The organism is Elongatibacter sediminis (genome assembly GCF_037892215.1).
Taxonomy (GTDB): domain Bacteria; phylum Pseudomonadota; class Gammaproteobacteria; order Xanthomonadales; family SZUA-36; genus Elongatibacter; species Elongatibacter sediminis.
Window position 1 is genome coordinate 292,450 of record NZ_JAZHOG010000001.1, and the last position, 25,605, is coordinate 318,054.

Here is a 25,605-nt window from a genome sequence, read left to right on the forward strand (position 1 = left end):
GGTCAGTCGCTGTTCGCTGCTTGGTCTGGAAGTCTACACCGGCCAGGCCGGCCGGGTCCTAATACGAGAGATCAATAAGTTTGGTTTGTCACCAATCAGTTTATCTATTAACGTTTTCCTCCAGTTTACAGGAGGAGTATTCCGAGTGCCCAGAATCAAAGGCGGCAAAGCCATCATGGACTCCGTCCTGAGCTACGGGGTGGATACGATTTTCGGTATCCCCGGAGGTCAGACCTACGAATTGTTCGATGCCCTGTACCAGCGCGGCGACGACATCCAGCTCATCACCACCCGCAGCGAGCAGGGTGCCGCCTACATGGCCTTCGGTTATGCGCGTTCGACCGGCAAGGTCGGGGTCTACACCACGGTGCCGGGACCCGGCGTACTCAACTCCGGCGCGGCGCTGACCACGGCCTATGCCTGCAACGCGCCCGTGCTCTCGCTCACCGGCCAGGTGCCTTCTCATGGTATCGGGCGCGGCGTCGGCTACCTGCACGATGTCCCCGATCAACTGGGCGTGCTGCAACGCATGACCCAATGGGCGGCCCGCATCGAGCACCCCGCGCACGCTCCCGGCATGGTGGCCGAGGCCTTTCGCAAGCTCACCACCGGCCGCCGCCGCCCGGTCTCGCTGGAAATGGCACTGGACGTCATGTCCGAAGAAGCCGAAGTCGACATGCTCGAACCGACCGTCTTCGATGAACCCGTGCGCCCCGAGCCGGAAGCGCTGCGCCGCGCCGCCGAACTGCTGAAGACCGCGGAGCGGCCCATGCTGTACATCGGCGGCGGCGCCGTCGAAGCCGGCGAAGAGATTCTTCGCCTGGCCGAACACCTGCAGGCCCCGGTGGTTTCGCAGCGCGGCGGCCGCGGCGTGGTCAGTGATCGCCACTACCTGGCGCATTCCTACCCCGCTGGCCATCGCATGTGGCCCGAAATCGACGTGGTCGTCGCCATTGGCAGCCGGCTGAAGTACCCCCGCATGCACTGGGGCACGGATGCGAAGCTGAAAATCATCCACATCGACATCGACCCGACCGAACTTCGCCGCATTTCCACGCCGACCGTCGGCATCACCGGTGACGCCCGCGAGGCAACCGCCGGCCTGCTGCAGGCGCTGGAGGAGGCCGGTTCCACACCCCGCCCCTCGCGGCGGGAGGAATTCGAAGCCCTGCAGGCGGAAATGCGCCAGGCCTTCGACGCCGACATCCAGCCGCAGATGGGAATCCTCCACGCCATCCGCGGCCAGTTGCCGGACGACGGCATCCTGGTCGACGAGATCACCCAGGTCGGCTACGCCTCGTGGTACGGCTACCCCGTGTACCAGCCGCGCACCCTGATCACCAGCGGTTACGCCGGCAACCTCGGATACGGCCTGGCCACGGCCATCGGGGTCAAAGTGGCCAACCCGGACCGCCGCGTGATTTCCATCAACGGCGACGGCGGTTTCATGTTCCACGTGGGCGAACTGGCCACCGCGGTGAAGTACCAGCTCAACCTGGTCATCATCGTGTTCAGTGACGGCGCCTACACCAATGTCGCCCGCGCCCAGACCAAGCGGTTCGGCGGCCGGGTGATCGGCACCGACCTGACCAATCCGGATTTCGCCGCCATGGCCGAAGCCTACGGCGCGACCGGCTACCGGGTATCCACCGCTGATGAACTGGCCGAGAAAATCCGTCTCGGCTTCGAGCAGGACGGGCCGGTGGTGATCGAAATGCCGATCGAAAAATCCGACTTCCCGTGGAAATACCTGTTGCTTCCCCAAGTGCGTTCCGACGCGCAACCCGCGTCGTGAACCCGTAATGAATTCAAGGAAACCGTTTCATGTCTGATTACGATGTCGTCATCGCCGGCGGCGGCCACAACGCCCTGGCCTGCGCCGCCGCCCTGTGCAAGGCCGGCCTGCGCCCCCTGGTCGCCGAACGCAACGAATGGGTCGGCGGCGGCGCGGTTACCCGCGAACTGACCGAACCGGGCTTCAAACACGACCTGTTCGGATCCAACCACGTGTGGATCCACGCCAATCCCTTCATTCGCGACCTGATGCCGGAACTCAAGGAGTACGGCCTGGAATATCTGTGGGGTGAGGATGAAATCATGGGCCACCCCATGACCGAAGGGCCGGGCATCATCGTCTACCGGGACATCGACAAAACCGTCGACAACATCGCCGAGTACTCGAAGAAGGACGCTGCGCGTTACCGCGAGATCTACGACGGCTTCGTCGAGATCAAGGACGGTTTCACCAAAAACATGTTCTCACCGCCGGCGCCACCCAGCTACCAGGCGGCGGCGATGGAAAACAGCGCGGAAGGCCTGCGCATGCTGCGCAACTACAATCTGAGCGCGCGCGCCTTCGTGATGGAGAATTTCGAGAATCCCCATATTCAGGCCTTTCTGCTGAGCTGGGCGCTGGGACCCAACATCAAGCCCACCCAGCAGGGCGCCGGTGGCATCTTCTACATCATGATCCCGGCCATTCATGTATACGGCCAGGCCATCCCCAGGGGTGGCAGCATCGAGCTGCCCAATGCGCTGGCGAAATACGTGAACGCGAACGGCGGCAAGGTACTCACGTCCAGCCCGGTGGACCGCATCCTGGTGAACGACGGCACCGCGGTGGGCATCCGGCTCGAGGACGGCACCGAAATCACCGCCTCGCGCGGCGTGGTCAGCGCGCTGGAACCGCAGCAGACCTTCCTCAAACTGATCGAGCCGGAACACCTGGACGATGATTTTCTGCGCATGGCGAAGAATTTCACCTTCGGCGACGTCGCGTCGTTCCGGGTCCATTTTGCGCTCAACGAGGCGCCGCACTACATTGGTCACGAGGACATCAGCAAATCGCCGTTCCAGCGGACCATCACCAGCATGCAGGACATCGACCGCCATTTCGCCGAACTGTCGGTGGGCCAGCCCTCCGATACACCGCCGATCCATGGGCACTGCTGGTCGCTGCGCGATCCCAGCCGGGCGCCCGAAGGCAAACACACCTTCATGATCGACACCTTCGTGCCGAGCAAACTGGCCGGCGGCCAGTCCTGGGCGGAGATCAAGGACCAGTACTCCGGCGAGTTGATCAAGACCCTGCGCCGCTACACCACCAATATGTCGGACGACAACATCATCGCCAGCTTCAGTCACTCTCCGGAGGACATGGAGGCGCACAATCCGTGCTTCGTCGGCGGCGTACCCTCGGGCGGCGAACGCACCCTGTCGCAACTCGGCTATTTCCGGCCCTTCCCCGGTTACTCGCAATACCGCGGCCCGCTGAAGCAGATGTACCTGGCCGGTCCTTCGTGCCATCCCGGCGGCGGCATCAGCGGCATGGGTGTGATCACCGCCGGCGAAATGCTCAAGGACTTCGGCCTGGTCGACGAGGAGGACGATCTCTGATCCCCCCGGTCCCGACAGGCGCCGAAGTGATACGACAGCGCGCATTGCCGCGCCTCGCGGCTCTGCTGCTGGCGTTCATCGCGGCACCCTTCGCAGGCACGCTCGGGGCCGACACGCTGGACGAAGTACGCCAGCGCGGTTACCTGAAGTGCGGCATCACGGAATCGGGCGTCGGTTTCAGCTACCTCGACGCCAACGGCCAGCGCGCCGGCTTCGAGGTCGACCACTGCAAGACCATCGCCGCGGCGGTCTTCGGTGAACTCAAAGTCGAATACGTGCTGGCCACTCCGCAGACCGGCTTTACCCTGCTGCAGTCCGGCGCCATCGACCTGTTTCCGGCCGGCGCTACCTGGTCCTACCTGCGCGACACCTCGCTGGGGCTGGATTACGCCGGCATCTACTTCTACGACGGCCAGGGCTTCATGGTGCGCAAACGGCATGATGTGAAAACGGTGACCGATCTGGCCAACGCCACCTTCTGCGTCGCCCAGGGAACCACGCTGGAGCAGAATCTGGCGGATTTCTTCGACAGCGAGAAGCTCGACTACGAACTGATCACCTTCGCCGACACCGACAAGGCGCTGGAGGCCTACCAGGCGGACCGCTGCGACGCCCTGACCATGCAGCGCGCGGCCCTGGCCACGCGCATGAGCGGCATGGCCGACCGCGACGACCATCACATCCTGGACGAAACCATCTCCAGCGAACCACAAGGACCGCTGGTGCGCCAGAATGACTCGCGCTGGCGCGACATCGTCTGGTGGTCGTTCAATGCCCGGCTGCTCGCCGAACTGCACGGCATCAGCCAGGCCAACGTCGAACGGGTACGGGCCGAATCCGGCAACCGGGAAGTCCAGAGGCTGCTCGGCGTGTACGGCGACTTCGGCCAGGTGATGGGCCTCGACAACGACTGGGCCTACGACATCATCCGGCTGGTGGGCAGTTACGCCGACGTGTGGGATCGCAACCTCGCGCCCATCGGCCTGCAGCGTGGCCCCAACCGGCTGTGGCGCGACGGCGGGCTGATGTTCGCCCTGCCCTTCCGCTGAAACCCCGCTACCTGAGGAGAACTGCAAGCGTGAAACTGCTGGCTCTGCCCACTTCACCCTACTCCGCGCGCGTGCTGATCCAGGCACGCGAGAAAGATCTGGATCTCGAGATCGCCCACCCGGCGCCGGAACAGACAATCGCAGATTTCGCCGCCGGCAATCCCTTCGGCCGCATCCCGGTGCTGCTCACCGATTCCGGACCGGTGATCGAGTCTTTCGCCATCGCGGAATACCTCGAAGACCGTTTTCCCGAGCCCCGGCTGCGACCGGCCGATCCGCATGCCACAGCCCGCATGCGCGCCTTCGTGCAGGCGGTGGATCAGTACCTGTTCCCGGTGCTGCTGCGTCTGCGCGGTGCCACCGGGGAGGAGGCCGAACAGGCCATCGAACAGGCCGTCGCGGATGGAGATCGCACCGTTCAGGCCCTGGCCCGCCTGATGGATGAGTCCGGCCCGGTGTGCGGCGACAGCCTGAGCCTCGCGGATTGCGCCTTCGCCCCGGCCTGCTTCTACCTGGAACGGTTTTTGGAGCCGCATGGACGTCCCTCGCCGCTCGATGGTGTCCCGCGCCTGCGGGAATGGTGGCAGGCGGTGAACCGCTACCCGTCGGTTTCCGGCGTGCTCGCGGAACTGCGGGACGCCGTATCGGAGCGATGAGCGGCTCCGCCCCGCCACAGGCGCCTTCCGGCCGGACCGCCCTGCGCGTCTGGGCCTTGCAGGTGGCCGTTCTGGCGGTTCTCGCCTGGGGTGTCGTCGCCATTGGCCAGACCACGCTGGAAAATCTGGACCGGCTGGGCGTTGAATCGGGCTTCGAGTTTCTCGGCAAACGGGCCGGGTTCGACATCAACCAGACCCTGTTCAGCTACTCCTCGGACTCCCCGGTTTACCAGGCCTTTCTGATCGCCTTGTGCAACACGGTGCTGCTCGCCGTTCTGTCCATCGCGCTGGCCACGCTCATGGGTCTGGTCGTCGCTCTGTGCCGCATCAGCCGGGACTGGTTCCTCAACGCGCTCGGCTACGGCTTCATCGAGGTGTTCCGCAATATTCCCGCGCTGCTGCAGATTTTCTTCTGGTACTACGTGGTGCTGCGGTCCCTGCCATCCTTCGAGCAAAGCTGGAGCCTGGGAGCGTCGATTCACCTGAACAATCGCGGACTGTTTCTGCCGGGCCCGGAATGGAATGCCGGCACGGCCGGCTGGGTCCTGGCAGCCGGACTCGCCCTGACGGCCGTCCTGGCGCTCTACCTCCGGGCCGTCCGGCGCCGCACCTGCCTGCGGCCGCTGCGGGGCTCGTGGGCCGCCCGTACCGGTTTCGCCGCCTGGCTGCTTGTCGCCGTGGCCGCACTCGGCCTGGCGATTGACTGGCAGGCTCCGCGCCTGCATGCCTTCGGCTACGACTCGGACCTGGTCATCACGCCGGAACTGGGCGCCCTGATCATGGGCCTGGCGGTGTACAACGCCAGTTCGGTCGCCGAGGTGATACGCGCCGGTTTCCTGGCCGTGCCCCGCGGCCAGTGGGAAGCCGCCCGCTCGCTGGGCCTTTCGCGCAGCCATGTGTTGCGTCATGTGATCCTGCCCCAGGCCATGCGGGTCATCGTTCCGCCCCTGACCACGTGCTACCTGAACATTTTCAAGGCCACCTCGCTGGGTGCGGCCATCGGCTACCCGGAAATCGTTTCGGTCATGGTGGGCACCACCAACAACATCGTCGGCCGGCCGGTGGAAATCATGTTTCTGACGTTTGCGGTCTACTCTCTGGTCTCGCTGCTCGGCATCGGTCTGATGAGCCGGCTGAATCGCCGCCACAACCGCTTCATGGCGGCCTGAGCGAGGACCTTCACCAATGCCGGAATCACCCGCCATTTCGCACCGTCAGGCCCCGACACTCGCCGGCAGGGGCCTGGCCCGCCACCTGCGGCCGGCACTGAGCTTCGCCGGTTTCATCGCGCTGATCTGGCTGCTGTGGCCGGCCTTCGAGTGGGCCGTTCTGGATGCCTGGTGGACCGGAATCTTCAACGGCGGGGCGGACGCCCTGAGCGGCGCGCTGGCCTGCCCGGACGCTTCCGGTGCCTGCTGGCCCTTCATCGCCGAGCGCTTCGGTCAATTGATGTACGGTGCCTACCCGGCCGCGGAACGCTGGCGGGTCGATCTCGGACTGCTGATCGGCGCCGCCCTGCTGGTCCCCATCATGGTGCCGCGCATACCCCGCAAGGGCTTGTGGATCGGCCTGTTCGTCACCGCCTACCCACTGCTGTGCGTGCTGCTGTTTTTCGGCAGCGTCGGCGGTCTGGCGCGGGTGGACACCGGCGCCTGGGGCGGGCTGTTCCTGACCCTGGTGATCGGGGTGTTCGCCTTCGCATTCGCGCTGCCGGCCGGCATCGGTCTGGCCCTGGGACGCGAATCCCGCTTGCCGGTGCTACGCATGCTGTGCGGCACCTGGGTGGAATTGTGGCGCAGCGTGCCCACCCTGGTGGTGCTGTTCGTGGCGGTGATCATGCTGCCGCTGTTCCTGCCGGCCGACATCAACATCGACAAGCTGCTGCGCGCCCTGATCGCCCTGTCCATCCTGATGTCCTGCCACATCGCCGAAGCGGTCCGCGGCGCCTTGCGCGCCCTGCCCGCCGGCCAGCGCGACGCCGCCCGGGCGCTCGGCCTGCACCGCTGGCAGGCCAATGTCTACGTGATACTGCCGCAGGCACTCACCCTGTCCACGCCGCAGATCACCAATATCGTGATCGGCATGTTCAAGGAGACGTCCCTGCTGGTCATCATCGGCCTGTTCGACCTGCTGGGAATGGTGCAGGCCATTTCCGGCGACCCGGAATGGCACGGATCCGCCGCCCGCGCCACCGGCTACCTGTTCGTTGGCCTGATCTACTGGGCTTTCTGTTTCGGCATGTCGCGCTACAGCGCCTTCCTGGAACGGCGCACACGTCTGGGCACGGCTCGCTGAGTCACCCCCCTGGCCGAAGCATAATGGTTTATATGAGAAACTTTCGGTTGACCGTTTCACGGCGCGGCCTTCACCATGGGACGCTCAGCCGAACCCGACACGAAACCCGTCAGACGGAAGGAATTGAATGAGCCAGAACTCCGATGCAGACATCATCATCCTGGGCGGTGGCCACAACGGCCTCGCCTGCGCCGCCAGCCTGGCCCGCGCCGGGCTCAGCACCCTGGTGGTCGAGCGCAACACCTGGCTGGGTGGCGCCACCGGCACCCACGAGGTGACCCTGCCCGGCTTCAAGCACGACCTGTACGGCTCCAGCCATGTCTGGCTGCACGCCAATCCGTATTTTCAGGAACTCCTCCCCGAGCTGGAGCCCTACGGGCTCGAGTACCTCTGGGCCGAGGACCAGATTACCGGCCACCCCACCCAGGACGGTCCCGGCATCATCATCTACAAGGACCTGGAGAAGACCTGCGCCAGCATCGCGGCCTACTCCGAGGCGGATGCGCGACGTTACCGGGAAATTTTCGACGGCTTCATCGAGATCAAGGACGGCTTCATCAAGGGCATGTTCTCGCCGCCGGCTCCGCCCAGCTTCCTGCCCCTGGTAATGCAGAACAGCCCCGACGGGCTGCGCATGCTGCGCGATTACAACCTCAGCGCCCGCGCCTTCGTCGAGGAGAATTTCGAACATCCCGAGGTGCGCAACGTCATTCTCGGCTGGGCGCTGGCTCCGCAGATCACGCCGGATCAGGAAGCCGTCGGCCAGACCTTCTACATCATGATCCCGGCGATCCACGTATACGGTCAGGCCATCCCGAAAGGCGGCAGCCAGATGCTGGCCGAAGCGTTGGCCGCCTACGTCCGCGACCATGGCGGCGAAGTGCTGACGGGTACGGGCGTCGAAAAGATCCTGGTCGACAACGGCACCGCCACCGGCGTCCGGCTCGAAGACGGCCGGGAACTGCGGGCCGGCAAGGCCGTGGTCAGTTCGCTGGATCCGAAACAGAACTTCCTCGAACTGATCGACGAGCAATGGCTGGACGAGGACACCACCCGCATGGCGCGTTCGTTTTCGTTCGGCGACATCGGGGTGTTCCGCGCGCACTACGCCCTGAACGAGGCGCCGCGGTTTCGCAACGGCGAAGACATGAGCACCACCAGTTTTCAGCGCATTTTCTATTCGGTGGAAGAGACCCAGAAGCATTACTCGGACATCGCCCTGGGCGTGCCCCCGCGCAATCCTTTTCTGTGGACCGCGTGCTGGACCCTGGCCGACCCCAGCCGCGCACCGGACGGCAAGCACACCTTCATCATCGACACTTTCGTGCCCAATACGTTGCGGGACGGAGGGGACTGGAACGACATCAAGGAAGACTTCGCCGCCCGCCTGCTGACCAAATTGCGCGAGTACACCACCAACATGGGTGATGAAAACATCCTGGGCACGTACATCGACACGCCGATCAGCATCGAGCAGTCCAATCGCTGCCTGATTGGCGGGTCCACCACCGGGGGCGAGCGCACGCTGTCACAGACCGGCTATTTCCGGCCCCTGCCGGGCTATTCGCAGTACCGCGGGCCGCTGGAGCGCATGTACCTGACCGGGGCTTCGTGCCATCCCGGCGGCGGCATCAGCGCCATGGGCATGGTCACCGCCAACGAGATTCTCGAAGATCTCGACATGAATTTTTAACGATATTTAACTCACGTAATCTATTTCACGAAATGCAGAGGAAAGTCGCATGAGCAGCCGAATCAAGACCTACACCGGACTCGTCGTACAGCCGCACATCAAGGTCGCGCAGAACCGCGACGACATCATGGAAAACCTCGACCGGGTGTGCAACATGATCGACTTCGCGGTCGGTTACTACTGGGAACTGCCGGCCCGCCTGGCGGTGCTGCCCGAGTATTTCCTGCAGGGCGTGACCACCCCGGGCAAGGGCGAGGACGGCCTTGAGGGCTTCATGAAGAAGGCCATCACCATCCCCGGACCGGAAACCGAAATCCTCGGCAAGGTGGCGAAGAAATACGGTATGTACATCGCCGGCGGCGGCGTGGTCGAGCGCCTGGAGGAATTTCCGGACCGCTGGTTCAACACGGCTTTCATCATCGGACCGGACGGCGACGTGGTGCTCAAGTACCACAAGTGGCACGTGCCGGCCTACATTGGCCTCGGCACCAGCCCACACGACATGATCGACGAGTACGGCCCCATTTACGGCGACGATCTGAAGAGCCGCTTCCCGGTGATCGACACCGAGATCGGCAAGCTGGGCACCATGACCTGCCACGACGGCGCCACCCCGGAAATTTCGCGTGCGCTGGCTTGGAACGGCGCCGAGGTGATCTGTCACCCGACCGCGCTGCAATCCTTCGAGGGTGTCAGCGATCCATGGGATTTCTGGACCTTCACCCGCCGCGCCCGCGCCCACGACAACATGTGCTACATCCTCGGCTCGAACTGGGGCACGGTGGATTACGACTACTACCCCAAGGCGTTCTGCCCGGGGCATTCCTACATCATCGATTACCTCGGCGTGGTCAACCGCATCGCGCCCTACCCGGAGGAGCAGGTGCTGGCCGGACCCATCGACATCGAGGCCCTGCGCGAACACCGCTCGCGCATCGCGCACAATACCTGGGTGGACATGCGTACCGAAATTTTCGCAGAAATGTACGAAAAGCCGGTTTACCCGCCGAACCTGTTCCCGGTCGGCAAACCACCGCGCAACCTAACCGACAAGATCGCCGGTGCCAAAACCGCGCTCGACCGGCTTTACGCCCAGGGCACGTTCACGCCGCCGCACGGCCTCAAGCCGGAAGACATGTCCAAGGAACTGGCCGACCGGGTGGCCTACGCCCATGAACTCGGCACGCTGCGCAAGGACTGACGGGACCCATGATTCCCAGTGAACTCCGGCAGTTTCTCGATTCGACCCGGCCGCTGCTGATCGGCGGCGAACCGGTCGACAGTGGGTCCGACGGCATCATCGACGTGCTCGACCCCGCCACCGAAGACGTGGTGGGACGGACCGCGGCCGCCGGCGCCGACGACATCGACGCGGCCGTGAGCGCGGCGCAAACGGCCTTGCACTCCGACGCGTGGAGCGGACTGTCACCCGACGAGCGCGGGCGCATCCTGTGGCGGGTGGCGGAAGGCCTGGAGGCGCATGCCGAATCCCTGGCCTGGCTGAACACGCTGGAAAACGGCAAGCCGCTCAGTGCCTCGCGCGCCGGTGATGTACCCGCCGCCGCCCGCACCTTCCGTCACTACGCCGGCATGTGCACCAAAATCGCCGGCCGGTCACCGCAACTGGTCTCGTCCGCACGGGATTTCCATGCCTACACCCGGCCCGAACCGGTCGGCGTCGTCGGACAGATCGTCCCCTGGAACGGACCCATCGTGGCCGCGTCGTGGAAACTCGCACCGGCCCTGGCCGCGGGTTGCACCTCGGTGTTCAAACCCGCCGAAGAGACCCCGCTGACCGCACTCTACATCGGCCGCATCCTCGAGGAGGCCGGGCTGCCACCGGGAGTGGTGAACATCGTGCCGGGCTTCGGTGCCGTGGCGGGCGCGGCGATCTGCGCCCACGACGGCATCCGCAAGGTGGCCTTTACCGGCTCCACCGAGGTCGGCCGGGAAATCGTCCGCGCGGCAGCCGGCAACCTGAAAAAAGTTTCGCTGGAACTGGGCGGCAAGTCGCCGGTGATCATCTGCGCCGACGCCGACCTGGACAAGGCGATTCCGGCGGCCGCCAATGCGATTTTCTTCAACGCCGGTCAGGTGTGCATCGCCGGCTCGCGCCTGTACGTCGAAGAACCGGTGTTCGACCGGGTGATCGACGGCATCGCGCGCATCGCCGCCGACATGCGGGTCGGCCCCGGCATCGAGGACGGCAGCCAGATGGGTCCCCTGATTTCGCGCAAGCAACTCGACCGGGTGCTCGGCCTGGTACAAAGCGGCCGCGACGAAGGCGCGCGGGTCGTCACCGGTGGCGAACGCCTCGGCGACACGGGCTGCTTCATGCAACCCACGGTGCTGGCCGATACCGATGCCGGCATGACCGTGGTACGCGAGGAAATTTTCGGGCCCGTTCTGTGCGCGATGAAGTTCACCGACCTCGATAGCGTCATCGCGGCGGCGAATGACACCGAGTACGGCCTCGCGGCCAGCATCTGGACCCGGGATCTGCAGCGGGCCCACCAGATCGCGGCTCGCGTGGAGGCCGGTCTGGTGTGGATCAACTGCCACGCCGTGGCCGACCCCGCCATTGCCTTCGGCGGCTACAAGCAGTCCGGCTGGGGCCGTGAAAACGGCTGGGAAGGCATGGAACAATACCTGGAATCGAAATCCATCGTCGCCAACGTGAGCTGAATCGTGAGAATCGTTCTGATCAGCGGTAGCAACTCGGGCTTCGGCGCCGAGTGCGCGGCCGCTTTCGCCGCCAACGGCGACCGGGTCATCGCAACCGCCCGGGACCCATCCACTCACCCGCTCGCCGGCCGAGACGGGATTGAGTTGCGGGCGCTGGACGTGACCGACGGAGCCTCCATCGATGCCTGCGTCAGCGGCGTTCTGAATGATCACGGCCGCATCGATGTACTGGTAAACAATGCCGGTATCCATCTGCTCGGCGCGATCGAGGACATGGACGAGGCCGCGTTCCGCCGTGTTCTTGAAACCAATTTCTTCGGTGCCATCCGGCTCGCCCGGGCCGTGCTGCCGTCGATGCGCGAGCACGGCTCCGGACACGTGATTTCCGTCTCATCCATCGGCGCCCGCGTCGGCCGGGTCATCGACGGCGCATACTGCGCCAGCAAGGCGGCACTGGAAATGGCCATGGAAGCCCTGCGTTACGAGGTGGCCCGGTTCGGAGTACGGGTAAGCGTGGTCTCGCCCGGCGCGTATCGCACAGGCATCAAACGGCGATTCGAGTCGAAACCCGAACACACCGGTGATTCCCCCTACGCCGCCCTGCAGGCCTTCCGTTATCGCAAGGTCCACGAATCGGTGGCCGGCGGCGGCGACCCGCAGGAAGTCGCCTCCGCCATCCTCGACATCAGCCACGACCCGGACCCGCCGTTCCGCCACGTCATCGGCGAGATGGCCGAACTGATGGACCGAACCCTGGACGAGGCGGATGCGGCCGGCCGCGCAGAAATGCTCACCCGGCTGTCCGGCATCGACTGGTGGCTGGAAGGACGCGACGGACCGGAAGAAGGACCGGCCGGCGGCGACCCGTCCGGGGATTCCCAATCATGAACCCGGCGTCCACGGAGGGCACACCCGCGACCGGCCCGGCCATCGAGATCACCGGTCTCAACAAGTGGTACGACCAGCTTCACGTCCTCAAGGACATTGACCTGACGATCCGGCACGGCGAGACCGTGGTCGTCTGCGGCCCGTCCGGATCCGGCAAATCCACCCTGATCCGCTGCATCAATGCGCTGGAGCCACACCAGTCCGGAACCATCGCCGTGCGGGGACAGATTGCCCGTTCCAATCGTGAAATCCGCCAATTGCGGCAGGACGTGGGCATGGTGTTTCAGCAGTTCAACCTGTTTCCCCACCTCACCGTGCTGGAAAACCTGACCCTGGCTCCACGCATGGTGCGCAAGTCCCCGGAGCCCGAAGCACGGGAACGCGCCCGCCATTACCTGGAGAAAGTCCGCCTGGCGGATTACGGGGGCAGTTTCCCCGCGCAACTGTCCGGTGGACAGCAGCAGCGGGTGGCCATCGCCCGGGCCCTGTGCATGGATCCGGCCATCATGCTGTTCGATGAGCCGACGTCCGCGCTGGACCCCGAAACCATCGGCGAGGTGCTGGACACGATGATCGCCCTGTCCGAATCCGGCATGACCATGGTCTGCGTGACACACGAGATGGCCTTCGCCCGCCGGGTTGCCGATCGCGTGGTTTTCATGGACCAGGGACGCATTGCGGCGGACTGCAGCCCCGAACGCTTTTTCGACCGTCCGGACAATGAACGCATCCGGCGTTTTCTTTCCCAGGTCATCACCGGAGACGCCGATGAACCGAACGCCTGACACCCATGTGATGGAGGCGCTGCCCGAGGACGCCGGGACTGCCCTGTTACTGGCGCGTGCCTGGAGCCCCGAGGCCGGCGGGCCCGTGCCCCTGTTGATCCGTGATGGCCACGTGCTGGACATCAGTGCGCTCGCACCCACGATTTCACAGCTCTGCGAGGGACCGAACCTGGCCGCCCGGCTGCGAGCCGCGGCAGGCCGTGACCTGGGGCCCGTCAGCACGGTGTTCGCCCCCCCGGCCTGGGCACGCAATGACACGGATGCGGGTCTCGCGCTGCTCTCGCCGGTGGACCTTCAATGCATCAAGGCCTGCGGCGTGACCTTCGCCGTGTCGGTCCTGGAACGCGTCATCGAGGAACAGGCCGGCGGCGATCTGCGGGCCGCCGAACGCATCCGTGCGACCCTGGCCGAACGGCTCGGCGACCGCCTCAGCGACGTCACCCCGGGCAGCGCGGAAGCGGCCGACATCAAGCGGCACCTGATCGAAGAAGGCCTGTGGTCGCAATACCTGGAAGTCGCCATCGGTCCGGACGCCGAGGTCTTCACCAAGGCCCCGCCCCTGTCGGCGGTAGGCTGGGGCGACTGGATCGGCATCCGCGAAGATTCTGAATGGAACAATTCCGAACCGGAGATCGTCCTCGTGTGCAACAGCCGCGGGAAAATACTCGGCGCCAGCCTCGGCAACGACATGAACCTGCGCGATTTCGAAGGCCGCAGCGCGTTGCTGCTGGGCAAGGCCAAGGACAACACCGCGTCGGCCGCCATCGGCCCCTTCATCCGCGTGTTCGACGAAGATTTCACGCTGGACGATGTCCGCAGCGCCGAAGTGTCACTGGAGGTCAACGGCGACGAGGGCTTCCACTTTCGGGACGCCAGTTCCATGACCCTGATGAGCCGCGACCCGGAGGATCTCGTGGCCCAGACCTGCGGCGACAACCACCAGTACCCCGATGGATTCGCCTTGTATCTCGGATCGCTGATCGCCCCGACCCAGGACCGCGACGGGGCCGGCAAGGGTTTCACCCACCACCCCGGTGACCGGGTGACCGTCGCCTCGCCGCAGCTCGGCGCGCTGAGCAACGAAGTCACCTGGTCTTCCCACGCTCCACGCTGGGAGTACGGCATCGGCGCCCTGCTGGAGCACTTCCGCTCACGCTGACAACGGGCCAGCGCCCGGTTCAACCCAACGGCAATTCCGTCCGCTCGATCACCTGGCTGAGCACGATGGTCGAATCGATCGAGGCCACGGCTTCGAGGCCGGCCAGCTCACGCTTGAGAAACTGCTCGTAGTCTTCCAGGCTGGCCGCGACCACCCGCAACAGGTAATCGCTGGAACCCGAAACCACGCAACACTCGATCACATTGGGCAGGGTTTTGACCCCGTCCTCGAATGCCGACGCGGTGCGCCAGTCGTTGGCCCGCAAACGCACCGACACATAGGACGTCACGGTCAGGCCGACCCGCGCGGCATCGATCCGGGCGGAGTAGCCGGTCAGGTAGCCCTCACGCTCCAAACGCCGCCAACGCCGCGCCACCGGCGTCGGCGACAGGTTGAGCCGCTCGGCCAGTTCGACATTGGAAATTCGACCCTCGGTTTGCAGGGCATCGAGGATGCGCAGATCGGTTCTATCCAGTTTATGAGTCATATTCTCTAATTTACGTATTATTTGGAGTTATTTCCAATATTTCTGTAAGGATTTGAGGCTATTTTGGTCACAATCTCTCAAAGTTAGCGGATACGATTTCTTCCATGCCGGGCCAGGCCCGGTGTTCGAAGACCGTGGCAAGCCCGGACTCGAAAGCAGCGATCGGATTCCGCCGACCGCCAACCGCCAACAACGCCTGCAGAGGAGCGCGCCAACATGTCACCCAATACGGAAGCCCTGGACCACTGGATACGCACGGGATTCCGTGAAATGAACACGGAACTGGAGGAAATCTACTTTGCGCAGGATGCGCGGCACGAAATTCCCGCGGACGGCGCGGATCTCCGCCGGGCCCTGCGTGACGAGGGACGCGACCTGATCAAGCCGCTGCTGGTCGAGGGCAATACCGACGAAGGTTTCGAAGCCGCCTACGATCTGCTGGGCTGCGTGGGACTGTACATGGCCGCCTGCCGGCGCCACGAGATCACCGAGCCGTCGCGCGAGCGGACTTCACCGCTGCTGGAAGCCTCCGCGCTGGCCCTGCACCTGTCCATGACCCTGGGTGTCTCGCCGCGCTTCGCCAGCAGCCACCTGACCACGAACAACAGCGCGCCCGACGGCGCCTACCGCAGCTTCACCAGCCTCGAAGACGAACGCATATTCATCGACTACAACACCCTGGGCGTGTTCGCCTACATGCGCGCCGCCGACGCGCTGCGCCGTATTCTGCCGCTGGGCGTGGCGCACCCGCTGGCAGTGCACCTGTTTGGCGAGGCCAAAGCGGCGCTGGACGACGTAACCGCCTGGAACGATCGTCTGTTTCGCGAACTGGACGCCGACCGGTTCTTCTACTGCGTGCGGCCTTACTACAAACCGTACCGGGTTGGCCCCAAGGTGTACCGGGGCGCCAATGCCGGTGATTTCGCCGGCATCAACGTCATCGACGTGCTGTTGGGCCTGTGCTCGGCGGACAACCCCGACTACGCCCAGATTCTCAACGACAAGTTCCTGTTCATGCAGCCCGAGGACCAGGCGATCCTGAAGGATTGCATGCGGCGTGAGTCCTTCCTGAACGCATTCCTCAAATTGCACCGTGCGAAACGCCGGCCCGATACCTATCAACGCAATCTCGCCGCCTACCTCGAGGTGGTGGACGCACACGGTCGCGGCGCCGCCCAGCACCATGACCAGTTGGTGACCAAGTACATCGAACGCCAGGCCGGCGCCCTGCCCGAATCGGGACTGAACAACCTGACCGCCAGCGGCCCACCGCTGCCGGTTCTGCTGGACTCGTTGCAGCGGCTCCGCGACCTTCGCACCGCCGAACGGCGCGATGACATCCCCAGCCGGCACCGCGAGCTGGAGCAGTTGCGCAGCACACTCAGCGCGGCCTGAGATCACACCCGGGCACATGACGGGCGACGGGTGCCGCAACCTGCGGCACCCGGACACCGCGCCGCGCCCGCCCCCTGTTTGCTCCAATCGGCTGCCGGTGTCTTCCGGCCGGGCCACCGGCGCCTTTCCCACTGGCTGACCCGGGAACAATTCCGGAGCATGCCTATGAATGAGAATCATTATTATTTAAACTGTGCATTGAATACCTGAACCCCGCCAGAAGCAACGAATGAACCACGCCCCGAAACCATTAACCCTGCTGGCCCTCTTGCTCCTGGGCATTGCCTTCATGCTCCCTGCACTGGCCGGGGAATCCGGAAATCCCGCCCGATTGAGCCAACTGGTGGACTACGTGGGTGTCGATTACGCCGCTGCCGTGCAGAACGGCGAGATCATCGATGAATTCGAGTACGGCGAGATGCAGGAATTCACCCGGCTGATCAGAAACGAAATCGATCGGCTGCCACCTGATACCGCACGAGAGCAACTCCAGTCGCTGGTCGAAGAACTGGCGCGGGGGATTGATTCCAGAACCGATCCCGCGGTGATCGCTGCAACGGCGCAACGAATGACAAGCGTATTGCTTCAATCACCGGCGCTGACAGCCGTGCCTGCCCGTCTGCCCGACCCCGATTCCGTTCGCCCGATCTACCAGAATCAATGCGCCGGGTGCCACGGAATCTCGGGCCAGGGAAACGGTCCGCTCGCGTCCGGGCACATGAACCCGGCCCCAACCGACTTCACGGATGAGCAACGCGCTCGGGCACGCAGCCTGTACGGGCTGTACAACACCATCACGCTTGGCGTTGAAGGCACCGCCATGCCACCCTTCGGGCAACTGACCGCCGACCAGCGGTGGTCGCTCGCATTCCTGGTGGGTGGCATGCACGCCAGCGCCGACACCCTCGAACGCGGACAGCAGGCCTGGCAGGCGACCCCGGAAGCGGAACGGCCCGGCCTGCGCGAGGTGACAACCGGCACCCTGCGCAACATTCAGCAAGACCGGGGCGAGAACACGGCGGCCCTGTATGCCTGGCTGCGGACTCAACCCGCCAAGCTCGCCATCAACCGGGCCGACCCGCTGTCGATCGCCATGGCGGGAGTTCGCCAGAGCCTGCAGCATTACGCCGGCGGTGAACAGGAGAGCGCCCACGATGCGGCCGTCGACGCCTACCTGGAGGGATTCGAACTGGCTGAAGCCGCGCTGAGCACATCCCATCCGGACCTGGTCCGCGACATCGAGACATCCATGACCCGGCTGCGCGTCGCCATTCGCGCCAATCAGCCGGAATCCGAAATTGCCGCCGCCGGTCAACAAACACTCGACCTGCTGCAGCAGGCCCGTGACTACCAGGACACCGAATCACTTTCACCGGGAGTCGCCTTCCTCAGCGCTCTGGTGATTCTGCTCCGGGAAGGGCTGGAAGCCATTCTCGTCCTCGGTGCCATGGCTGCGCTTCTGAACCGGACCGGACGAAGCGATGCCTTGCCGTGGCTGCACGGTGGCTGGATCGCGGCACTGCTGGCCGGCCTGGTGACCTGGGCCGTTTCCACGTTTTTCATCACCATTTCCGGCGCCACCCGTGAAATCACCGAGGGCGTGACCGCGCTTCTGGCCGCCGGAATCCTGTTTTACATCGGTTTCTGGATGCACAACCGCATGAGCGCCCGGCGCTGGCAGGAATATCTGCAAACCACCATGCAACGGACACTGGGTGGCCGCGGGCGCTGGTCCCTGGCCGGTATCGCATTTATTGCGGTTTATCGCGAAGTATTTGAAACCGTATTGTTTTTTCAGGCATTGTTTGCACAGGTCACGCTGCCTGCCTCCGAGCGCTCGCTGGTCACCGGGGCCGCCGTCGGACTGATTCTGATCGCCGTGTTGGCCTGGGTGATTTTCCGCTTCAGTGTCCGTCTGCCGCTGAAACAGTTTTTCATGGCGACGACAGCCGTCATGATCGGGCTTTCCGTGATCTTCGCCGGCAAGGGTGTCGCCGCGCTGCAGGAAGCCGGAAAACTGCCCATCGACCCTGTGGGCTTTCCGCGTATCGACTTTCTGGGAATTTACCCGACGCTGCAGACGCTCGGGATACAGGCTGCGGTTCTCGGCCTGGCATTGATACTCCTGGCCTACGGCTTCCGCTCGTCACGCCCGAAGGTCAGTCGCGCCTGACCCGGCGCGGGAAACCGCAACATCGGGGCGCAATGGATTGCTCCCCGTTCACCGCCACTCGCTGAGGGACTGCAGTTCCAGCCTGTACAAACCCGGTACCGCAGCCTATAATTGGTATTTATTATACCGATTTAATTCAGCAGGTTCGGTGTGCGCATCACTTCATTCACAGACTTCGGTCTACGGGTTTTGATGTACCTGGCGGCAACACGCGGAACCGCCGTGTCCACCGGTGAAATCGCAGCAACCTTCGACATCTCGCAACACCACCTGGCAAAGGTCGTCCGAGCGCTGGCACGGGGCGGGTTCGTGCAGAGCCAGCGTGGCCGCAATGGAGGTCTGTCACTGGGCCGCCAGCCACAAAACATCACCCTCGGTGAAGTGGTACGCCACCTGGAGCAACGGATTCCCCTGGTCGAGTGTTTTCGCGAAGACGGCGGCCACTGCCGGCTGAATCCCGACTGCCGCCTGAAATCCCAGCTTGCCGCCGCTCAGGAAGCCTTTATCAACGAACTCGACAAGCTGACCATCGAAGATTGCGCGTGGCATCGCGCCCGTGCCATCCACCCCCCGATCATCGCCGAATGAACGGCACTTCAACCCGCGGAGACGAATATGGACCGGATCACAGTTACGAACGACTCGGCATCGATTGATGCACGTGTTCTCGCCCGTGCTTTCGGGCTCGACGAAGCGAACCTGAAACAACAGATGCGCCGGGGCGCCATCACGAGCCGCTTCGAAAAGGGGGCGGAACAAGATGCCGGAAAGGTGCGCCTGACGTTCTTTTCAAATGATCGGCGGGTACAGGTCGTCGCAGATCACGCAGGCAAGGTCCTGCACTGCACAACGATGGACAGTCCGCCTTCCGCATCACGCTCTGAGCAGACGGGCCGCCACAAAGCGGAAAACGCCGGGGAAAAGCAGCGCGCGCGGCTCGATGCTCTGTTGGACGCGGCATTGGACGACACGTTTCCGGCCAGTGATCCGGTAGCCATTCATGTCGATGCATCCCGCTGATCGAATGAACGCTTCACCCACACCGGCAGGGCTTCCGGGCACGCCATCGCCACGGTTCCGCTTTGCATGCTGGCCATGACCGGCACCACGGACTGCCCTCCCTGCCGGGTCGGAACGGGTCATGGATTCGAAAGGTTTTCGGCTTCGCACTGGCCATCAAATAGCGGCTACAATCCATGGGGATTGGGGAAGCCCGGCGTTATGCATTTCGGCGGCCAGTTGTACAACCGCCTACACCCTCGTAATCACCATTCTGCTTACGGTGTCGCACGGACCACGGACGCCTGGGCAGGACCCGTATGCAGCGCCGCGAGTCATGCAGGGAGCAGGAAAGGGGCCAAGGACGATTGCAATGACCGGGAAAGGGGCCAAGGACGATTGCAATGACCGGGGGAGCCACAGGCAGAACCAGCCGGCTCGCGGATCACCCATTCGATAGACCCACACCCATTTTCAATTTGACAATGACCGTCGCCAGCGAGCGACCAGGCGAATGACCATGATCGACGAAAAACTGGAACCCATTTACGACGAAGTGCTGAAACGCAATCCCGGCGAGGTGGAATTCCACCAGGCCGTGCGCGAGGTACTCGATTCCCTCGGACCGGTGATTGCGAAACATCCGGAGTTCGCCGAGCGCAAAATCATCCAGCGCATCTGCGAACCCGAACGCCAGATTATCTTCCGTGTGCCCTGGACCGACGACGCGGGACAGGTGCACATCAACCGGGGCATGCGCGTCGAGTTCAACAGCGCGCTGGGGCCCTATAAGGGCGGGCTGCGTTTTCACCCCTCGGTCAACCTCGGCATCGTCAAATTCCTGGGCTTCGAGCAGATATTCAAGAATGCACTGACGTCCCTGCCCATCGGCGGCGGCAAAGGCGGAAGCGACTTCGATCCGAAGGGCCGCTCGGACGCCGAAATCATGCACTTCTGCCAGAGCTTCATGACCGAACTGTACCGTCACATCGGCGAGTACACCGATGTGCCGGCCGGTGACATCGGTGTCAGTACGCGGGAGATCGGCTACCTGTTCGGCCAGTACAAACGCATTACCAACCGTTACGAATCCGGCGTGCTGACCGGCAAAGGTACCCAATGGGGTGGTGCGCTGGTGCGCACCGAGGCGACCGGCTACGGCCTGGTCTATTTTCTCGAATGCATGCTGGCATCGCGCGGCCTCGAGACGGAGGGACGCAGCGCCGTTGTCTCAGGCTCGGGCAATGTGGCGATTTATGCCATCAGCAAGTTGCAGGACATGGGAGTCAAGGTCATCGCCTGCTCCGATTCGAACGGCTACGTTCACGACGCCGACGGCATCGATCTTGACCTGCTCAAACAGGTCAAGGAAGTGGAGCGCGCCCGGCTGACGCGTTATGCCGAGAAACGTCCCGGGGCCCGCCATTCGGATCGCGGTACGATCTGGCAGATTCCCTGCGACATCGCCCTGCCCTGCGCCACCCAGAACGAATTGTCCGGCAAGGATGCAGCGACCCTGCTGGAGAACGGCTGCATCGCGGTGGCCGAAGGCGCCAACATGCCGGCATCGCCCGAAGCCGTGCGCGCCTTCACGGAAGCAGGCATCCTGTTTGGTCCGGGCAAAGCCGCCAACGCCGGCGGAGTGGCGACATCAGCACTGGAAATGCAGCAGAACGCCTCACGCGACTCGTGGACCGCGGACTTCACCGAAAAACGCCTGGCCGACATCATGCGCAGCATTCACCGCCTGTGTTTTGAAACCGCCGACGAGTTCGGCGCGGAAGGCGACCTGGTCAAGGGCGCGAACATCGCCGGATTCCAGCGCGTCGCCGGCGGCATGGTGGCGCTGGGGCTGATCTAACTGCCGGACAGATAATCCCGCAGGTCGATGTCGTCGACACCGGGGACGGTCTTGCGCTCGAATTCCTCGCGCCGGTCCATCGGCATGGTCGCATCCACGCCGATGCGGCCCCAGTAGTCCTTGTGCGGGTCGCGGTAGAAGCCGGGCACGTCGTCCAGAACCATCACGCGTTTGTCCACGCGGCCGCGGGTCAGGAAGGCCCACATCACCTCGTTCATGTCGGTTATGTCGATGTCCTCGTCGACCACGAACACCGCGCGGTTGTAATCCATGTTGGCGCCGAAGGCCGCCAGCATCACCTGGCGGGCGTGACCTTCGAATTGCTGCCGGATGCGGATGGTCGTGTTCATGAAGGCCGGGGAACAACTCACATCGAGAATGCCCGGCAGGCCGGCATTCACCAGGTGCCGATAGACCCGTGCGGCCGTGACGGCTTCCAGCGGTGCCAGGTCCTCGGATGATCCGCACAGCAGGCTGTGAAAAACCGCGTCTTCGGGATAGCGTACCCGGTCGACCTGGAACACGTGATTTTCACCTTCCGGAACGTAATATCCGAGGAACTCGCCGAACGGCCCCTCCGGGCGCCGTTCGTGTGGCAGGATACGCCCCTCGACCACGATCTGGGTCGACGCGGGCACCTCCAGTTCCAGCCCCGCGCAGGGTTCCATGTCGATCGGCCGGCCGGCAACTCGCGCCGCCAAGTCCAGTTCACTCCAGGCCGGCGGAATCGACGTGCACGCCGCCAGGAACACCGCCGGTTCCACCCCGATCAGCAGCGCGACTTCCAGGGCTTCGCCCTTCTCTTCGGCCCGTCGCTGGTAACGTGCCAGATCGTGGCTGCTGCCCAGACGGATGCGGAGTTCATCGTCCGCGACGTACATGGATCGATGGAAGGACAGATTGGGCACCCCGCTGCCGGGGTCGCGGGCGAGGTAAATGGCCGACGTGAAATACGGGCCCGCATCCTTGCCGTGGTAGGTAATCAGGGGCAGGTCGCTGAGCGCGCCATCCCGCCGCGGCGCGGGGTCTTGCGCGGCGCGGGTGGTCTCCTCGCCGCCTTCGCCGATGCCGTCGACCAGCTGCGACCAGTGCCGGCAGAATCCGTCCAGCGGCGCCCCGGCCAACTCGCACAAGCGCCGCCGGCTGTTGTAGAGATTGGTCGCCACCGGCAGTTTCGAGCCGCTAACCCGCTCGAACAGCAAAGCCTGATCGCCCTGCATCTGCGCTTTTTTCGTGACGGCGGCCAGTTCATGCCGCGGATCGACCTCGCGTTCCACCACCAGCAATTCACCGGAATGGCGCAATTGCGAAAGAAATTCCTTCATTCGTTTGACCTCTGATGCGGCATGACCGGCAGCGTCCAGGCTTCCGCCACGCCCGGGCCGGCTAGAGCACTGCGCCGATCTGCCATGGCGTGAATTCGTTCAGTCCGTAATCCAGTTCTTCGCTGCGGGTGGGTCGCCCCGATGCCGTCGCCAACACTGCCTGAAAAATCTCGCGCCCCTTGGCCTGCACGTCCACGCCGCGTTCGACGATGTCGCCGCAGTCGAGATCCATATCTTCGCTCATGCGGCGGAAGATATCCGAATTGGACGCCAGTTTCAGGGACGGTACCGGTTTGAAGCCGAATGCCGAACCGCGCCCGGTGGTAAAGCAGATGACATTGGCGCCGGCGGCGACCTGGCCGGTCACCGAGGCCGGGTCGAAACCCGGGCTGTCCATGAAGACCAGGCCTTTTCGATCCACCGGTTGCGCGTACCGGTACACGCCACACAGGTCGGTGCTGCCCCCCTTGGCCACCGCGCCGAGGGATTTTTCAAGAATGGTCGTCAGGCCACCCTTGAGGTTTCCGGGTGACGGGTTGTTGTTCAGTTCGTCGCCGGTGCGGCGGGTGTAGTCCTCCCACCAGCGCACCCGCTCGATCAGGGCTTCGGCCACGGCCGGCTCCCGCGCCCGGCTCACCAGCAGATGTTCCGCACCGTAGATCTCGGGGGTTTCGGACAGAATGGCCGTCCCGCCCTGCGCCACCAGCAGATCCACCGCCGCGCCCAGGGCGGGATTGGCGGTCACGCCCGACAGCGCATCGGACCCCCCGCACTGCAGAGCCAGCGTCAGTTCGCTGGCCGGCACCGATTCCCGCCGCGCGCCGGCCACCCCCGGCAGCATGTCGCCGAACAGTCCCAGGCCGCGCTCGATGGCTTCACGGGTGCCGCCAGCGTCCTGAATGGTCAGGTAACGCAGGGTGTCGGATTCCGCGAGCCCGTATTCGGCCAGCATGGGTTCAATCTGCATCGCTTCACACCCGAGACCGACGATCAGCACCCCGCCGAAGTTGGGATGGGCCGCGTAGCCGCGCAGGGTGCGGCGCAGCGTTTCGAAGCCCTCGCCCTCGGCCCGCATGCCGCAACCGGTGCCGTGCACCAACGGCACCACGCCGTCGATGTGATCCGATTCCGCAACGGCCTGGGAGGCATTCAACCGCGCCGCGATCTGGTTGGCGACGGTGCCGGAACAATTCACCGAGGTGATTACACCCAAAAAGTTTCGTGTTCCGACCTTGCCGTTCGCACGCCTGAACCCCTGAAAAAACGCACGGCCGGTCTCGGGCACGATCTCCGTCACCCGCGCCGCGCCGCAGGGATCGTAGTCCCGCTGCAGGCTGGCCACCCGGCAATTGTGATCGTGCACGTGGGCGCCGGCCCGAATCTCGCCTTCGGCAAGCCCGATGGTCTGACGGTATTTGAGCACGCGCTCACCCGCACCGATGTCGCGCACCGCGACCTTGTGCAGAGCCGGAATGTTCTCGACCACCGCAAACTCCCCGAAGGTCTCGCCACGCTCCAGGGCGCGGACGGCAATCGCGACGTTGTCGTCCGGGTGTAATCGAATCAGGCTACTGATTTCACTCATGGGTCAGCCCGCCTACCAGGCAACCATCGGATTACCCGGCGAACCGGTCGCACCCACCAGTTTCAGGGGAGCCCAGGTGAACAGAAACTCATACACTTCTTGTTCGGAAAGCGCTTCCATATCTATGTTTTCAAACAAATAAATTCCCCGGCGAGCGAGCAGGTTGACGTGACAGTACCCAAACGGCCCGGTGTCCTCCTGCGCGCCGTCCGCCGCGAGGCCGACCGGCTCGATCGCGCCCTGGTCGGCCATCAGCATCGCGATGCCCCGTCCGGCCAGGTGGTCGCACAGTTCCGGCGCCACGCCGGGTTCGGCCGAGCCGTAAAGTGCGTTCGCCGCCGCCACCTCTTCGGTCGAACCACTGATGCGGCCGTGCTCGTCCAGGTAGCTCTTCCACAACTGGATCCATCCGGTTCGAATCAGAACTACATCGCCCGCACCCGGTTCGTCGACGCCCTGGCGATCGAGCGCGGCCCGGTAATCAGCCAGGGTGACCTCCTGGCCGGCCTGCATGCGTTCGACGCCCAGCAACGCCGGCATGTCGATCAGAACCCCGCGGGTGAAAAACCCCACCTCGGCCGCGTGCTCCACCCCGTTGACCCGCAGGCCGTAGCCATTCGAATAATCCTCCAGGCGGCGGCCGTTGTACAAATAGTTGCCATCGCGCCAGCCAGACTGACCGTGCACGGCCACCATCACATGACCGAGACCGTCGAACTGGGTACCGATCTGGCCGAGTTCTCCGGCAATGAACTCATCGTTGTAGGTGAGCTGGAAATCATCACCCTGCCAGGGATACGGCCCGTGAACGGGCCTTCCTCCGCCGGGGATAATCAGGCTGAAAGTGCGGCTGGACATCATGGGCATGCCACGCTGGTACGGCATACCCAGGGTGAGAGTGCGGCCCTGCCGCACCAAACCCGCGGCCTCGAGGCGTTTTTCCGGCGTAATGGAACGGATGGCGCCCAACTGATCATCAGCACCATGCACCGACGGCCACCAGGCCTCGTCGACGGGATTATTCCCGGCGGCGAACCCGCTGCTCCAGGCCACGACTGCAAACAGCAGGACGGCTACCCTGTACCGGGCGCAAGCGACGGTGCGTCGGACCCTTGTTGGCTGCATGATTTTCGGTTCTCCGGGCCTTGGATTTTTGACACGACCCCGGGTTTCG

At 64.2% G+C, this 25,605-nt stretch carries 21 protein-coding genes; 17 read left to right on the forward strand and 4 right to left on the reverse strand.

Annotated features, from left to right (window positions below; translation table 11 throughout):
* Window positions 1–145 precede the first annotated feature (145 nt).
* The 12 genes from V3330_RS01165 (at window position 146) to V3330_RS01220 (ending at window position 14,606) form a co-directional block, all read left to right on the forward strand.
* A complete protein-coding gene (locus V3330_RS01165) occupies window positions 146–1,795 on the forward strand; it encodes a thiamine pyrophosphate-dependent enzyme (RefSeq protein ID WP_354693541.1) in 1,650 nt (549 codons plus the stop codon).
* 29 nt (window positions 1,796–1,824) lie between these two features.
* The gene (locus V3330_RS01170) at window positions 1,825–3,396 is read left to right on the forward strand and encodes a phytoene desaturase family protein (RefSeq protein WP_354693542.1); all 1,572 of its coding nucleotides are present in this window, start codon (window positions 1,825–1,827) and stop codon (window positions 3,394–3,396) included.
* A gap of 26 nt (window positions 3,397–3,422) precedes the next feature.
* Window positions 3,423–4,445, forward strand: coding sequence for an amino acid ABC transporter substrate-binding protein (locus V3330_RS01175; protein WP_354693543.1), 1,023 nt, complete (start codon window positions 3,423–3,425; stop codon window positions 4,443–4,445).
* Between the two features lie 29 nt (window positions 4,446–4,474).
* Entirely contained in the window at window positions 4,475–5,101 is a 627-nt protein-coding gene (locus V3330_RS01180) for a glutathione S-transferase family protein (RefSeq protein WP_354693544.1), read from the forward strand.
* Window positions 5,098–6,270 carry an amino acid ABC transporter permease gene (locus V3330_RS01185; RefSeq protein WP_354693545.1) on the forward strand — a complete coding sequence of 391 codons (1,173 nt, stop codon included), beginning with the start codon at window positions 5,098–5,100 and terminating at the stop codon, window positions 6,268–6,270. Before V3330_RS01180 ends, V3330_RS01185 begins: the two co-directional genes overlap by 4 nt.
* Window positions 6,271–6,286: 16 nt before the next feature.
* Complete coding sequence (locus tag V3330_RS01190) at window positions 6,287–7,396, forward strand: amino acid ABC transporter permease (RefSeq protein WP_354693546.1); 1,110 nt, start codon at window positions 6,287–6,289, stop codon at window positions 7,394–7,396.
* Between the two features lie 127 nt (window positions 7,397–7,523).
* Window positions 7,524–9,089, forward strand: a complete 1,566-nt coding sequence (locus V3330_RS01195) for a phytoene desaturase family protein (RefSeq protein ID WP_354693547.1) — start codon at window positions 7,524–7,526, stop codon at window positions 9,087–9,089.
* A gap of 49 nt (window positions 9,090–9,138) precedes the next feature.
* Entirely contained in the window at window positions 9,139–10,290 is a 1,152-nt protein-coding gene (locus tag V3330_RS01200) for a nitrilase-related carbon-nitrogen hydrolase (RefSeq protein WP_354693548.1), read from the forward strand.
* 8 nt (window positions 10,291–10,298) lie between these two features.
* Window positions 10,299–11,774, forward strand: coding sequence for an aldehyde dehydrogenase family protein (locus V3330_RS01205; RefSeq protein WP_354693549.1), 1,476 nt, complete (start codon window positions 10,299–10,301; stop codon window positions 11,772–11,774).
* Window positions 11,775–11,777: 3 nt separating this feature from the next.
* Window positions 11,778–12,662, forward strand: a complete 885-nt coding sequence (locus V3330_RS01210; RefSeq protein WP_354693550.1) for an SDR family oxidoreductase — start codon at window positions 11,778–11,780, stop codon at window positions 12,660–12,662.
* Window positions 12,659–13,447, forward strand: a complete 789-nt coding sequence (locus V3330_RS01215; protein ID WP_354693551.1) for an amino acid ABC transporter ATP-binding protein — start codon at window positions 12,659–12,661, stop codon at window positions 13,445–13,447. Before V3330_RS01210 ends, V3330_RS01215 begins: the two co-directional genes overlap by 4 nt.
* Window positions 13,431–14,606, forward strand: a complete 1,176-nt coding sequence (locus V3330_RS01220) for a fumarylacetoacetate hydrolase family protein (protein ID WP_354693552.1) — start codon at window positions 13,431–13,433, stop codon at window positions 14,604–14,606. The genes V3330_RS01215 and V3330_RS01220 overlap by 17 nt, the downstream gene beginning before the upstream one ends.
* Before the next feature lie 19 nt (window positions 14,607–14,625).
* Here V3330_RS01220 and V3330_RS01225 read toward each other — a convergent pair whose 3' ends face one another.
* Window positions 14,626–15,093 (reverse strand): Lrp/AsnC family transcriptional regulator, encoded by a 468-nt coding sequence (locus V3330_RS01225; RefSeq protein ID WP_354693553.1) that lies wholly within the window; start codon window positions 15,091–15,093, stop codon window positions 14,626–14,628.
* A gap of 216 nt (window positions 15,094–15,309) precedes the next feature.
* Here V3330_RS01225 and V3330_RS01230 point away from each other — a divergent pair, with 216 nt between their 5' ends.
* From V3330_RS01230 to gdhA, 5 genes are all read left to right on the forward strand, one after another.
* Window positions 15,310–16,488 carry a PrnB family protein gene (locus tag V3330_RS01230; protein ID WP_354693554.1) on the forward strand — a complete coding sequence of 393 codons (1,179 nt, stop codon included), beginning with the start codon at window positions 15,310–15,312 and terminating at the stop codon, window positions 16,486–16,488.
* 229 nt (window positions 16,489–16,717) lie between these two features.
* Window positions 16,718–18,661: a cytochrome c/FTR1 family iron permease gene (locus V3330_RS01235; protein ID WP_354693555.1), complete on the forward strand. Its 1,944-nt coding sequence runs from the start codon at window positions 16,718–16,720 to the stop codon at window positions 18,659–18,661.
* A 150-nt stretch (window positions 18,662–18,811) separates the two neighbouring features.
* Window positions 18,812–19,249 (forward strand): RrF2 family transcriptional regulator, encoded by a 438-nt coding sequence (locus tag V3330_RS01240; RefSeq protein WP_354693556.1) that lies wholly within the window; start codon window positions 18,812–18,814, stop codon window positions 19,247–19,249.
* A 27-nt stretch (window positions 19,250–19,276) separates the two neighbouring features.
* Complete coding sequence (locus V3330_RS01245; protein WP_354693557.1) at window positions 19,277–19,681, forward strand: DUF6522 family protein; 405 nt, start codon at window positions 19,277–19,279, stop codon at window positions 19,679–19,681.
* A gap of 499 nt (window positions 19,682–20,180) precedes the next feature.
* The gene (gene gdhA, locus V3330_RS01250) at window positions 20,181–21,521 is read left to right on the forward strand and encodes an NADP-specific glutamate dehydrogenase (RefSeq protein ID WP_435791146.1); all 1,341 of its coding nucleotides are present in this window, start codon (window positions 20,181–20,183) and stop codon (window positions 21,519–21,521) included.
* On the opposite strand, the gene V3330_RS01255 is transcribed toward gdhA, so the two are convergent.
* The 3 genes from V3330_RS01255 to V3330_RS01265 all read right to left on the reverse strand — a co-directional run bounded on the left by V3330_RS01255 (window position 21,518) and on the right by V3330_RS01265 (window position 25,556).
* Window positions 21,518–22,846 (reverse strand): UbiD family decarboxylase, encoded by a 1,329-nt coding sequence (locus V3330_RS01255; protein ID WP_354693559.1) that lies wholly within the window; start codon window positions 22,844–22,846, stop codon window positions 21,518–21,520. The genes gdhA and V3330_RS01255 overlap by 4 nt on opposite strands.
* A 61-nt stretch (window positions 22,847–22,907) precedes the next feature.
* Window positions 22,908–24,431, reverse strand: coding sequence for a UxaA family hydrolase (locus tag V3330_RS01260; protein WP_354693560.1), 1,524 nt, complete (start codon window positions 24,429–24,431; stop codon window positions 22,908–22,910).
* A gap of 12 nt (window positions 24,432–24,443) precedes the next feature.
* Entirely contained in the window at window positions 24,444–25,556 is a 1,113-nt protein-coding gene (locus V3330_RS01265; protein ID WP_354693561.1) for a cyclase family protein, read from the reverse strand.
* Between the last annotated feature and the right edge of the window lie 49 nt (window positions 25,557–25,605).